General features: G+C 74.6%; 10 protein-coding genes. 6 read left to right on the top strand and 4 right to left on the bottom strand.

The genetic code is table 11. From position 1 onward, the window contains the following. Nucleotides 1–75 precede the first annotated feature (75 nt). The 6 genes from ASF47_RS02435 to ASF47_RS02410 all read left to right on the top strand — a co-directional run bounded on the left by ASF47_RS02435 (nt 76) and on the right by ASF47_RS02410 (nt 7,735). A complete protein-coding gene (locus tag ASF47_RS02435) occupies nt 76–2,091 on the top strand; it encodes a hypothetical protein (protein WP_056862396.1) in 2,016 nt (671 codons plus the stop codon). Nucleotides 2,092–2,111: 20 nt separating this feature from the next. After that, the gene (locus tag ASF47_RS02430) at nt 2,112–3,395 is read left to right on the top strand and encodes a hypothetical protein (RefSeq protein WP_056862395.1); all 1,284 of its coding nucleotides are present in this window, start codon (nt 2,112–2,114) and stop codon (nt 3,393–3,395) included. A gap of 80 nt (nt 3,396–3,475) precedes the next feature. Next, nucleotides 3,476–4,729 carry a YeeE/YedE family protein gene (locus ASF47_RS02425; protein WP_056862394.1) on the top strand — a complete coding sequence of 418 codons (1,254 nt, stop codon included), beginning with the start codon at nt 3,476–3,478 and terminating at the stop codon, nt 4,727–4,729. Between the two features lie 215 nt (nt 4,730–4,944). Further along, nucleotides 4,945–5,889: a serine protein kinase RIO gene (locus ASF47_RS02420; RefSeq protein WP_082499916.1), complete on the top strand. Its 945-nt coding sequence runs from the start codon at nt 4,945–4,947 to the stop codon at nt 5,887–5,889. 74 nt (nt 5,890–5,963) lie between these two features. Next, nucleotides 5,964–6,644, top strand: a complete 681-nt coding sequence (gene bluB, locus ASF47_RS02415; protein WP_056862393.1) for a 5,6-dimethylbenzimidazole synthase — start codon at nt 5,964–5,966, stop codon at nt 6,642–6,644. Beyond that, complete coding sequence (locus ASF47_RS02410) at nt 6,641–7,735, top strand: hypothetical protein (protein WP_056862392.1); 1,095 nt, start codon at nt 6,641–6,643, stop codon at nt 7,733–7,735. Before bluB ends, ASF47_RS02410 begins: the two co-directional genes overlap by 4 nt. Here ASF47_RS02410 and ASF47_RS02405 read toward each other — a convergent pair. From ASF47_RS02405 to ASF47_RS02390, 4 genes are all read right to left on the bottom strand, one after another. Continuing rightward, nucleotides 7,710–8,852 carry a glycosyltransferase family 4 protein gene (locus ASF47_RS02405; protein WP_235558587.1) on the bottom strand — a complete coding sequence of 381 codons (1,143 nt, stop codon included), beginning with the start codon at nt 8,850–8,852 and terminating at the stop codon, nt 7,710–7,712. The genes ASF47_RS02410 and ASF47_RS02405 overlap by 26 nt on opposite strands. A gap of 250 nt (nt 8,853–9,102) precedes the next feature. Continuing rightward, nucleotides 9,103–9,960 carry a hypothetical protein gene (locus tag ASF47_RS02400; RefSeq protein ID WP_056862391.1) on the bottom strand — a complete coding sequence of 286 codons (858 nt, stop codon included), beginning with the start codon at nt 9,958–9,960 and terminating at the stop codon, nt 9,103–9,105. A 22-nt stretch (nt 9,961–9,982) separates the two neighbouring features. Then, entirely contained in the window at nt 9,983–11,209 is a 1,227-nt protein-coding gene (rlmN, locus tag ASF47_RS02395; RefSeq protein WP_235558586.1) for a 23S rRNA (adenine(2503)-C(2))-methyltransferase RlmN, read from the bottom strand. A gap of 68 nt (nt 11,210–11,277) precedes the next feature. After that, nucleotides 11,278–12,996, bottom strand: coding sequence for a glycerol-3-phosphate dehydrogenase/oxidase (locus ASF47_RS02390; RefSeq protein ID WP_056862390.1), 1,719 nt, complete (start codon nt 12,994–12,996; stop codon nt 11,278–11,280). Nucleotides 12,997–13,085: the final 89 nt, after the last annotated feature.

The following is a 13,085-nucleotide window of genomic DNA, read 5'->3' as shown; positions in this document are numbered from 1 at the left end:
GGGACCCCGCAACACCGCAAGGACATTGTTCAGAGGCGGCCCCCCGGCCGCCCCTCTCGGGAGGTGCTCCACCCCGTGTCAACATCCCACCCCGCGCGTTCGACGCGCCCCCGCACCCAGCGGGCCCAGAGCCGGTGGCGACTCGCCGCCGGCGCGAGCCTGGCCGCCCTCGGCCTGGCGTCCTCCGGTCTCGTCGCCCAGGCCCCCGCCTCGGCCAACGAGACCAACGAGCCGGGCAGCGACTCCGGCCAGCCCGTCGACATCGCCACCCCGGCGATCGCGACGCTCAACGGCCTGATCCAGTCGCTGTTCAACTCCGAGATCGTCAGCCAGACCTCGAAGATCGTCGGGGCCGACGACCGTGCCTACTGGCTCACCAACAACCTCAAGTCCGACCTCATCCCGACCACGGTCCTGCAGGACCTCGGCCTCGGCGAGGTCATCCCCGACCTCGGTCTGGGCGGCGGGGACTCCGGCGGCACGGTGCCCGACGACGGGCTGCGCCGCGAGTACCTCGTGGTCTGGGCCGGCGACAACAACATCCTCGACCGCACCGGCAAGGAGCTCACCTCGCTGCCGGAGGTCGTCAACTCCGACCTCCTCGGCACCCAGGACCTCATCGGCCCCGACTTCTTCGCGGTCGTCGACGCCACCAAGGGATCCCCCAGCTACGGCAAGGTGGTCAACACCGCCACGGTCGGCCCGCTGGTCGAGAACGAGCCCCACCACATGCAGTACATCTGGCACAAGGGCAACAACATCTTCGCCGGCGGGCTGTTCACCGACGTCACCTACGTCATCGACACCTCCCAGCTCCCCGCCCTCGAGCTCAAGCACGTCAACCTGCCCACCGACACCCTGTGCGGCTCGGTGCCCGACGCCTACTGGGTGACCAAGGACGGCGGCGCCTACGGCACCTACATGGGTGGCCCGGACGTGCCCGGTCCCTGCACCTACAGCGACGGCACGACACGCATCGGCAACGGCTTCGCCGGCTCGCCCGGCGAGCTGGTCCGGCTGAACGAGAACGGCGAGACCGTCTACGAGGCGCCGGCGACCCCGCTCACCGCGGAGACGAAGGAGCGCTGCGACAACATCCCGCAGCTGCCCGCCGCCACCTGCGCCAACCCGCACGGCATCCAGGTGCGCGAGGACCTCGACACGCTGATCACCAGCGACTACAACGAGCCCCGCAACATCATCCTCAACCCGGTGGCCGCGCCCTCGTCGTACCTGCGCCGGCCCACCGTGCGCACCTGGGACATCTCCGACCCCGACGCGCCGACGCTCAAGGCGGTCTCCTTCCTGCCCGACGGGCCCCGCGTGGGCAAGGTCGCCCACCACGAGGAGAACCGCGCGGTCATGGAGACCACGGTGACCAACCAGCCGGGCAACAAGGGCGCCTTCGCCTCCACCATGCAGGGCGGTGCGATCTTCTACAGCCCCGACATCACGGCGGCCCAGCCCGAGTGGCGCGAGGTCTTCGACCTCTCGACCGCCAACAAGCAGATCGCCCCCGACCAGAACCCCTACGGCGGTGGCGTGAACAGCGCCTGGATCCAGACCAGCCTCGACGACAAGTACCTGTACAACGCCGTCGCGGGACGCTCGGCCAGCGGCACCGACCAGGGCAGCAAGCCCTTCATCCTCAAGCTGGACATCCAGCAGCTGGTGGCCTCCGGGGGCGACCCCGAGTGCAGCATCGACACCATCGAGGAGACCGTCGACGGCGGCGCCGAGAGCGACTGCCCCGCGGTCGTGGACATCCTCGAGGCGCCCGGCGGCCCCCACTGGGGCACCCTGGACAACCTCGAGCTCGGTGAGGACGGCTACTACCACGAGACCACCGACGTGAAGCGGATCGCCTACTCGAACTACTTCGTGGCCCGCACGGGCCTCGACGGCGACCACCGCGTCTGCATGGTCGACATCGCCGAGGACGCCACCATGGCGATCGACGAGGAGTTCGCCGACGAGAACACCGGCGAGTCGTGCCTCGACTTCGACCGCGAGGAGTGGCCGCACGGCGTGTGGGGCCCGGCCAAGCCGCACTCGATGCTCTTCGTCACCGCCGACGACGACATCCGCTGAGACGCGACGAGGACTCGACGATGACGTCGTACGACGACACCACCCCGGGGCGGGACCGGTCCGACCGGTCCCGCCTCCGGGCGGTCCTGACCCTCGGCGCGGCCGGAGCCGTGGCGGCCCTCGTGGTCGCCGGCGCCGTCAGCGCCGGGGCGGGACCCACGGGCTCCGACCCCCGCGAGGGCAGCGCCCTCGTGACGGACTGGACCGCCCGCACCGACGGCCAGCAGGTCCTCGGCGGCGAGCGGGAGCCCGGCGTCCCCACGATCCAGCGGATCCGGCACGACGACGTGCAGTTCACCGTGACCGTCGCACCGGCCCGCCCGGGTCCCAACCTGGTGCGCATCGACGCGCTCCACGTGAAGCGCCCCGCCGCGGGACGCCCCGGCGCCGCCGGTCACGCCACCAAGCCGGCCTGGGTCGGCACCAGCGAGGAGTCCCTGGTCAAGGCGGTGCCGCGACCCGGCACCGACGGCCTGTGGGCCACCGTCGACCTTCCCGAGGGCAGTGGCACCGTGCTGGTGACCCACGGTCGCTGGCACCGCGTGCCCTTCGCCGTCGAGACGGGCACCGACACCCCCGACACCGCCCTGTGGACCGGCGACGACGGCCCCGAGTGCGTCGCGGCCGCGACCGCCGAGGTGCTCACCGGGGCGCTGCCCTCGGCGTGCCCCGCCGCCGGGCTGAAGCAGCCCGACGAGGAGGCGCTGCTCGCGGTGGTCGACACCCTGGCGGCCCGCGGCGTGGAGGAGCTGGCCGTCGAGCACGACCCGTCGGCCCGCAGCCAGCAGGCCCTCGCGGCCGTGACCACCCGCGCCGAGGACCTCGGCGTCGAGGTGGTCGACCCCGCGACCGCCCCCGGCGAGCGCAACGCGCTGCTCGTCGTGAGCGGGTGGGCCGACGCCGCCCGGTCGCTGGCGCAGGTCAGCGCCACCCCCCTGCGCCGCCAGCCGATCCGCTCCGACGGCACCTGGCTGGCGCCCTGGCTGCTCTCCCCGGGGGTCGTCGACTCGACCGCCGGCGCCATGGTGCCGCTGGACTTCGACATCCGCACCCCGGAGGCCCGCGACTTCAGCGCCACGCTGGCGACCTACCTGCCGGGCCAGTCGCCGACGTCCAGCGGCTACGCGGCCTGGCGCAGCCAGCACGCCCAGGACCCGCTCCCCCTGGCGCTCTACGCCGCGTCGCGCGCGGCGTACATGCCCAGCCAGCCCGGTCACGAGGGCCACGAGACGCAGGTCGCGTGGTTCCCCGGCGGCACCGTCACCCCGGTCGGGCTCCCGCTCGAGCCGCCGGTCGCGCGCTGAGCCCTCCACCCTCCCGCACCACCCCGCCCCGACCCGGCCCCGGCACTCCGCCGGGGCCGGGACCTAGATTGGACACCACCATGTCGATCCTCCAACGCCCCCAGGCGGGCCGCTCCGCACCGCCGGGACCTCCCGCCCAGGACGCCCCCGCACCCCAAGCCGGCATCGTGCTCGGCGGCCTCGTGGCCGCCGGGGTGCTCGGCGCCGTCATCTTCGCCCGCTCCGGGCAGACCCCCGCCGTCCTCTTCGGCCTGGGGCTGTCCCTCGGCTTCGTGCTCTTCCACTCCCGCTTCGGCTTCACCTCGGCCTGGCGCCAGCTGGTCGCGGTCAGGCAGGGCAAGGCGCTGCGCGCCCACATGCTGATGCTCGCGGTGGCCTGCACGCTCTTCGCCCCGATCCTCGCCACCGGGGTCTCCTTCGGTGACGCGGTGCCCGCGCCCACGCTGGCCCCCATCGGCTTCGGGCTCTTCGTCGGCTCCTTCCTCTTCGGGGTCGGCATGCAGCTGGGCGGCTCCTGCGCCTCCGGCACCCTCTTCGCGATCGGGTCGGGCCAGAGCGCCATCGTGCTCACCCTGGTCGGCTTCATCGTCGGCTCGGTCCTCGCCGCCCGCACCTTCTCCTTCTGGACCGGCCTGCCCAGCTTCGAGCCGGTCTCCCTGGCCGACACCGGCGCGGGCTACCTGGGCGCCTGGGCCATCTCCCTGGCGGTGATGGCCGCGATCGTCGGGCTCACCTTCGTCCTCGGCCGGGGCCGCGTCGTGCCCCCGGTCGAGCCGCCGCCGGTGGCCCACGGCGCCGCCCGCGCCGTGCGCGGCTCGTGGCCGTTGTGGGTCGGGGCCCTGCTGCTGGCCGGTCTCAACGCGCTCACTCTGCTGGTCTCCGGCGGCGCCTGGGGCATCACCTTCGCCTTCGGCCTGTGGGGCTCCAAGATCCTCGACGCCCTCGGCGTCGACGTGCTCAGCTGGCCCTTCTGGGCCGACCCCGCCAACCTCGCGAAGTACCAGGCCGGCGTGCTGGCCGAGAAGACCTCGGTCATGGACCTCGGCATCATCGTCGGAGCCCTCATCGCCTCGGCCGCGGCCGGGTCGTGGGTGCTGCACCGCCGCATCCCCGGCAAGCTCGCCCTCGGCGCCGTGCTCGGCGGCGTCATCATGGGCTACGGCGCCCGGATCGCCTTCGGCTGCAACATCGGCGCCTACTTCGGCGGGATCGCCTCCTTCAGCCTGCACGGCTGGCTGTGGGGGGTCATGGCCGTGGTCGGCACCGTCGCCGGGCTCGCCCTGCGCCCGCTCTTCGGGCTGACGAACCCCCGGCCCACCGACTCCGTCTGCTGACCCGGCTGCCAGCCCGTCTGCTAGCCCGGCCGCCCGTCCGGCTGCCAGCCCGGGGATAACCCGTTGCCGACGCCCGGGTCCGACCACCACCATGGTCGGACCCGGGCGTCGCGCGTCGAGCGCCGCCCACCGTCGAGAGGAGCGTGACATGTCGATGACTGTCGCCGGCCTGCCCGCAGACCAGATCCCTCCTCACGACGGAGCACCCACCACCCATGCCCCACCAGCCCGACGCCTCCTCCCCCGCCTCCTCTGCCTCCTCTGACGCGCCGCTCGCCGCGTCCCACGACGCGCCTGACCACCGGCCGTCCGATGCCGCCCCCGACCCGGCGTTCACGTTCGCCTTCCGCGCCTACGACGAGCCCGACCCCGACGACCCCGGCCGGCGCTGGTCGACCTGGTCGAGCGTCGAGCCGCTCTCGCGGGGCCCCGAGCCCCGCCCGCCCTGGGTCGTGACCTCCCAGGGCGCGGTCGACACCGACCTGGGCATCGTGAAGACCGGCAAGGAGGCCGACGTCTTCCTGCTCGACCGCACCGACCCCGCCTTCCCCGACGACGGGGTGGTGATGGCCGCGAAGCGCTACCGCGGCAGCGAGCACCGCACCTTCCACCGCGCGGCGACCTACACCGAGGGCCGCAGCACCAGGCGCTCGCGCGACCAGCGGGCGCTCAAGCGCAAGAGCACCTGGGGCCGCCAGGTCGCCGCAGCCGAGTGGGCGGTCTCGGAGTGGAGCGCCCTCGTGCGCTGCTGGCGCCTCGGCCTGCCGGTGCCCTACCCCGTGCAGGTCGACGGCACCGAGCTGCTCATGGAGTGGATCACCGTCGAGGGGCCCGACGGGCCGGAGACCGCGCCCCGGCTGGCCGCCACCCGTCCCGCGCCCGGCCTGCTGGCGGCCTACTTCGAGCAGCTGCGCGAGGCGATGGCCACGATGGTCCAGGACGGCCTGGTGCACGGCGACCTGTCGCCCTACAACGTCCTGGCCGCCGGCGAGCGTCTCGTCGTGATCGACCTGCCGCAGGTCGTCGACCTCGTCGGCAACGCCCAGGGCTTCGACTTCCTGCTGCGCGACTGCACGAACATGTGCACGTGGTTCCGGGCGCGCGGTCTCGACGTCGACGCCCAGGACCTCTTCGGCGACCTCGTGGCCCACGCCTTCTGAGCCGGCAGTAGCGTGGCCGGGCCCCTCCCCCTCCGTCCCACCTCCGCCCCCTCACCGCACCGAGGAGCCCGGCCTTGCTGCTCTACGACGCCGTCCGGCGCCGCCGCGACACCCGACGCGAGTTCACCGGCGAGCCGGTGGATCCCGAGGTGCTGGAGCGGGTGCTCTCGGCGGCGCACTGCGCCCCCAGCGTGGGGATGTCGCAGCCGTGGGACTTCGTGCTCGTGCGGGAGCAGGCGACGCTGGCGACCTTCCGCGACCACGTCCGCGCCGAGCGGGCGCGGTTCGCGGCCACGCTCGAGGGCGAGCGGGCCGAGACGTTCGCCGCGATCACGGTCGAGGGCGTCGTGGAGTCGGGGCTGGGCGTCGTCGTCGGCTACGACCCGCGCCGCGCGGGGCCCTCGGTGCTGGGCCGCCACACCATCGCCGACACCGGGCTCTACTCGGTGTGCCTGGCCATCGAGAACCTCTGGCTGGCCGCCACCGCGGAGGGGCTCGGCGTCGGCTGGGTGAGCTTCTACCGCGAGGAGGTCCTGGGCGAGCTGGTCGGCTTCCCCGCCCACGTCAGGCCGGTGGCCTGGCTCTGCGTGGGTCGGGTCGAGGACCTACCCGACGTGCCCGACCTCGAGCGCCACGGCTGGCGCCACCGCTCCCCCCTCGCCTCGGTGCTCCACGACGAGCGCTGGACCCCACGACCGGACGCCGCGGGTCCGGGCACCCCCGGACCGGGCACCGCAGGGTCGGGCACCGCGTGAGGCGCCACCGCGGGCGGGTCGTCGACCTCGGCAGCCTCGACGAGCTCGACGCGCGCCTGGCCGCCGGCACCACCTCGCTGTCGGGCTGGCGCGTGCGCGGCATCGACCTGAGCGAGCGCGGGGAGGCCGTGCTGGGCTGCCGCGTCGCCGGCGCGCTCTTCCTGGGGTGCACCTTCGCCCCCGGCGACGCCGAGCGCCTCGGCGCGGCGGGCGCGCTGGTGCTGCCCGCGCTGGCCGACGTGCCGCTCGACGTCTACCGCGCCGGGCTCTACACCGCCGCCGACCTCTACGACGCCCCGCGCTACGCCGACAGCCTCGACGCCCGCGCCTACGCGTGGTCGCAGCAGCGCGGCGGGCCCGACGACTCGCTGGCCAAGGCCCTGCACGACCACGCGATCGACGAGGCCCTCACCTCGTGGGTCGCCGGCCGGCGCCTCGTCGGGGTCATGGGCGGCCACGCGCTGCAGCGCGGCCAGGCCGGGTACGCCGACGCCGCGCGGCTGGGTCGGCTGCTCGGCGCGGGAGGCCTGACCGTGGCCACCGGGGGCGGGCCGGGCGCGATGGAGGCGGCCAACCTCGGCGCGCGGCTGTCGGGGCGCCCGGAGGCCGAGCTCGACGCGGCGCTCGCGCGGCTGGCCGGCGTGGCGTCGTACCGGCCCTCGGTGCAGGCGTGGGCCGAGGCCGCCCTCGAGGTCGCGGCCGGCCCCGACCCGGTGGAGACCCTCGGCATCCCGACCTGGCACTACGGCCACGAGCCGCCCAACGTGCTGGCCACCGCAATCGCGAAGTACGTGCGCAACGCCACCCGCGAGGCGGTGCTGCTGGAGGTCTGCGACGGGGGCATCGTCTTCCTGCCCGGCGCCGCGGGCACGGTGCAGGAGGTCTTCCAGGACGCCTGCGAGAACTACTACGCCGACGAGTCGTCGGTGGCCCCCATGGTGCTCGTGGGTCGGCACCACTGGACCGAGGAGCTGCCCGCGTGGCCGCTGCTGGAGTCGCTGGCCCGGGGCCGCACGATGCCGGTGGCGCTGGTCGATAGCGTCGAGGAGGCCGCAGCCGTGGTGCTCAGCCGGCCATCCGGTCGCCGCTGAGCCCGACCTGCCGGGGAGCCGCCGGCGCGGCCCCGGAGCGGTGGGCCACCACCTCGCGGTAGTGGGTCAGCAGCGACTCGTTGACGGCGCGCCACGACCGGCCGGCGACGCTCTCGCGCGCGGCGCGGGCCATCTGCTGGCGCAGGGCGGCGTCGGTGAGGCGCTCGACGTAGGCGGCCAGGTCGTCGGCGTCGCCCGGCACGTAGAGGAACCCCGAGACCACGTCGGTGACCACGTCGACGGGTCCCCCCGAGCGGGGCGCGACCACGGGCACCCCGGCGGCGAGGGCCTCCTGCGCCGACTGGCAGTAGGTCTCGTGACGCCCGGTGTGCACGAAGACGTCGAGCGAGGCGTAGAGACGGCTGAGGTCGTCGCCGTGCAGCACGCCGAGGAAGTGCGCGCCGGGCAGCAGCTCGCGCAGGCGGCCCTCCTCGGGCCCCCCGCCGACGACCACGAGGGCGTAGCGCGGGTCGTCGGCCAGGCGGGCGAGCAGGTGCAGCTCCTTCTCCGGGGCCAGCCGGCCGACGTAGCCGACCACGAGCCGCCCGTCGGGGCTGAGCCCCCGCCGCAGGTCGGCCGAGCGCCACCGCGGGTGGAAGGCGTCGAGGTCGACACCGCGCGGCCACAGGGCGGTGCGGGGCACGGCGAGGGCCTCGAGCTGCGCCAGGCTGGCCCGCGACGGCGCCAGGGTCCGGTCGGCCCGGGTGTGGATGCGGCGGGTCAGGCGGGCCATCGCGCGCGTGCCGCCGGCGATGCCGTAGCGCTCGGCGAAGCCGACCATGTCGGTCTGGTAGATCGCCACCGTCGGCACGCCCAGCTCGTCGGCGGCCCGCACGGCCTGGTGGCCCAGGGTCGCGGGCGAGGCGACGTGGACGACGTCGGGCCGGAAGCGCAGCATCACCGCACGCAGCCGGCGCCGGGTCTCGAGGCCGATCCGGAAGTCGCGGTAGAAAGGCAGGGTCGCGCCCCGTGCCAGCGTCACCGGGAAGCCGGCGTAGGACGACGGGCCGGTCGGGGCGACCAGCTCGGCCTCGTGGCCCTCCGCCGCGAGGTGCTCCAGCACCCGCCGCACGGAGTTGGTGACGCCGTTGACCTGCGGCAGGAACGACTCCGCCACCACGAGCACCCGCAGAGGGCGGTCGGTGGCACCGCCGGGTGGCAGGGACCCGGGTCGCAGGGACCCGGGTCGCAGGGACCCGGGTCGCAGGGGGACGGCCGCGTGGTCGCGACCACCCTGGGCGGTCCGGGAGGTCGGGGCGGGTCGCAGCTGCAGGAGCCTCGTCACGCCTCGGACGCTAGGGAGCGCCGGGCAACGGCCCGGGCCGACGGGGTGACCGGCACGTGAACCGTGCGTGCCCGTCGGTCTCCTACGCGCGCGCTCCCGGCGCACCCGCGTCGCCCGGCGGCCCCGGCGGTGCCGGCGGTGCCGTCAGGGGCACGGCGTAGGAGCGCTCCTGGCCGTGGGGCACGAAGCCGACGCGCCGCAGGATCGGGCCGGAGGTCTCGACGCGTCCCTTGACCAGGGCCATGCGGGCGTCGTGGGCCAGCGCGTAGACGAGCCGCTCGGCGAGGAGGGTGCGGTAGAGCCCACGGCCGCGCTCGGAGGCGACGACCGCGCCGCCCCGGAGGCGGGCCACGCCGTCGACGACGGTGAGGCCGGCGCTGGCGACCGGTCGGTCGCCGAGGTAGGCGACGACGGCGCCGCCGGCACCGGCGGCCAGGTCGTCGCCCGCGCGCGCGACGTAGGCCTCGACCTCGGGGAGCGAGGGGGTGCTGCCGCCGAACACCTCGGCGCCGACGGCGAAGGAGTCCTGGGCGGTGGCGACGTCGACGGTCCAGCGGAGCTCGACCTCCGCCGACGGGGGCTGACCCAGGTCGGGAGGCGGACCGGCGAGGTCGAGGGCCATGACGTCGAGGGTCTCGTCGAGCACGCCGCCGCGTGCGAGCAGCGCGTCGGCCACGGCGTCGGCCGCGCCGAGCCTGGCCCAGCAGACCACCTGCTCGACGACACCGGGCACCGCCTCGGCCCGCGCCGCGACGAGCGCGTCGTCGACGAGCGCCGCGACGTCCCGGTCCTGGTCCAGCGACACCAGCTCCAGGGGGTGCTCGAACCAGTCGGGGAAGCGCACGAGCTGCCATCCCTCGCCCCGGATGCGCCGGGCGTTGTCGGGCACCCACACCCACGCCGCCGCCGCCGCGGCCACGTCCTCGTGCGTCAGCGTCATGCTGCTCCCGGCCCTCGGGGGGTCACTCGGCGGCGGCCAGCTGACCGCAGGCGCCGTCGATCTCGCGGCCGCGGGTGTCGCGCACCGTGGTCGGGATGCCCTTGGCCTCGAGGCGACGCACGAACTCCCGCTCGTCGGCGGGGTCGGACGCGGTCCACTTCGATCCCGGCGTGGGGTTGAGCGGGATGAGGTTGACGTGCACCCAGCCCCAGTCGCCGTAGGAGCCGAGCACGTCGCCGAGCAGGTCGGCGCGCCAGGCCTGGTCGTTGATGCCGCGCATCATGGCGTACTCGATGGAGACGCGGCGCTTGGTCTGGCGGGCGTAGTCCCACGCCGCCTCGACGGTCTCGGCGACCGAGTAGCGGGTGTTGATCGGCACCAGCTCGTTGCGCAGCTCGTCGTCGGGGGCGTGCAGGCTCAGCGCGAGGGTCACCGGGATGCCCTCGGTGGTGAGCTGACGGATGCGGGGCACGAGGCCGACGGTGGAGACCGTCACGCCGCGCGCCGACATGCCGAGGCCGTCGGGCGCGGGGTCGGTGAGGCGCCGCACGGCGCCGATGACGGCCTTGTAGTTGGCCAGCGGCTCGCCCATGCCCATGAAGACCACGTTGGAGACGCGGCCGGGGCCGCCGGGCACCTCGCCGCGGGCCATCGAGCGCGCTCCGGCGACGACCTGCTCGACGATCTCGGCGGTGCTCATGTTGCGCTGCAGGCCGCCCTGCCCGGTGGCGCAGAAGGGGCAGGCCATGCCGCAGCCGGCCTGGCTCGAGACGCACACCGTGGCGCGGTCGGGGTAGCGCATGAGCACCGACTCGACCAGGGCGCCGTCGAAGAGCTTCCACAGCGTCTTGCGCGTGGTGCCCTTGTCGGCCTCCATCGTGCGCAGCGGCGTCATGAGGCTCGGCAGCAGCGTGGAGACGAGCTCGGCGCGCTGGGCGGCCGGCAGGTCGGTCATCTGCTCGGGGTCGTCGGCCAGGCGCGCGAAGTAGTGCGTCGAGAGCTGCTTGGCCCGGAAGCCGGGCAGCCCGTTGTCCTCCAGCAGCGTCTTGCGCTCCGCGGAGGTCAGGTCGGCGAGGTGGCGCGGCGGCTTCTTGCGCCCCCGCGGCTCCTCGAAGACCAGCGGCAGGGTGAGTGCACCCTCGGGGGCGCCGGCCGCGACGGCGTCGGCGGAGGCACCGGGGGCCTCAGGGGTCCCGGTGGTGCCGGCGGACGGTGCGGTGGCGGGGGTCGGGTCAGGGTTCTGGGACATCAGGGCTCCGATTCTCCCACCCCGGCCCCGCCCGCGGCGAGTCCGCGGACGGCGGCCGGGCCGGCAGGTCAGCTCAGCGGCACCACGTCGGGCGCGCCGAGGCGGGCGGCGTCGGCGGTGGCGTCGTCGGGCATCTGCTGGCTCTCGCGCTCGGCCTCGACCCGCTTGCGGTAGTGCTCGATCTCCAGGGAGCGCTGCTCCTCGCTCCACCCGAGCACGCCGCCGACCAGCTCGGCGACCTCCTCGGCCGCCCCGACGCCGCGGTCGAAGGTCTCGATCGAGAGCCGGATGCGACGGGTGAGCACGTCGTCGAGGTGGCGGGCGCCCTCATGGCTGGCGGCGTAGACCGCCTCCACGCGCAGGTAGTCGGGCGCCGCGGCCAGCGGCTCGCCGAGGCCCGGGTCGGCCGCGACCAGGTCGAGCAGCTCGTGGACCAGCGAGCCGTAGCGCTTGAGCAGGTGCTCGATCCAGACCTCGTGCAGGCCCGAGCGCTGGGCCAGCACGTGGCGGGAGTTGAGCAGCGCGTGGTAGCCCTCCGCGCCCAGCAGCGGGATCTTGTCGGTGACCGACGTGCCGACCACGCGGTCGAACTGCGAGGACAGCCCGAAGACGGCCTCGTCGACGGCGTCCTGGGCCATGATCCGGTACGTCGTGTACTTGCCGCCCGCGACCACGACCAGGCCGGGGGCCGGGTGGCCGACGGCGTGCTCGCGGGAGAGCTTGGAGGTGGCCTCCGACTCCCCCTCCAGCAGCGGGCGCAGCCCGGCGTAGACGCCCTCGACGTCGGAGCGGGTCAGCGGGGTCTCGAGCACGGCGTTGACGTGCTCGAGCAGGTAGTCGATGTCGGCCTCGCTGGCCGCGGGGTGGGCCTTGTCGAGGGCCCAGTCGGTGTCGGTGGTGCCGATGATCCAGTGGCGGCCCCACGGGATGACGAAGAGCACCGATTTCTCGGTGCGCAGGATCATCCCGACCTCGGAGCGGATGCGGTCCTTGGGCACGACGAGGTGGATGCCCTTGCTGGCGCGCACGTGGAACTGGCCGCGCTGGCCGCCCAGCGACTGGGTCTCGTCGGTCCACACGCCGGTGGCGTTGACGACCTGCTTGGCGCGGATCGTGACGGTGCGGTCGTTCTCGAGGTCGCGCACCACGGCGCCGGTGACCCGCTCCCCCTCGCGCAGCAGCTCCACGACGCGGGCGCGGGAGGCCACGTGGGCGCCGTAGGCCGCCGCGGTGCGGGCGATGAACATGGTGTGGCGGGCGTCGTCGACCTGGGCGTCGTAGTACTTCAGCGCGCCGACCAGGGCGTCCTTGCGCAGCGACGGCACCAGCTTGCGGGCGCCGCGTCGGGTGAGGTGCTGGTGCAGCGGCACGCCCGCCCGCCCGGAGATGCGGCTCATGGCGTCGTAGAGCGCGACGCCGGAGCCGGCGTAGAGCCGCTCCCAGCCGCGGTGCTGGAGCGGGTAGAGGAAGGCCACGGGGTGCACGAGGTGCGGGGCGAGCTCCTGCAGCAGCAGGCCGCGCTCCTTGAGCGCCTCGGCGACGAGGCGGAAGTCGAGCATCTCCAGGTAGCGCAGGCCACCGTGGACCAGCTTGCTGGAGCGGCTCGAGGTGCCGGAGGCGAAGTCGCGGGCCTCGACCAGCCCCACCTTCAGCCCGCGGGTGGCGGCGTCGAGCGCGCTGCCCGCGCCGACCACCCCACCGCCGATGACCAGGATGTCCAGCTCCTCGGAGGCCATGGCCTCCAGGGACTGCTCGCGCAGCTCGGGTGACAGGGCGACGGACCTCATCAGGGTGTCCTCTCGACGGTGGGGCGGGTGCGGTACGACGGGTGGTGCCGGTGGTTCCTGGGCTGCGTGGTGCCGGGGTGGAGCGGGCT

It is taken from the genome of Nocardioides sp. Leaf285 (assembly GCF_001422955.1).
Lineage (GTDB): Bacteria > Actinomycetota > Actinomycetes > Propionibacteriales > Nocardioidaceae > Nocardioides > Nocardioides kribbensis.
The sequence above is the reverse complement of the archived record's forward strand: the minus strand, read 5'-3'. Positions and strand labels throughout refer to the sequence as shown.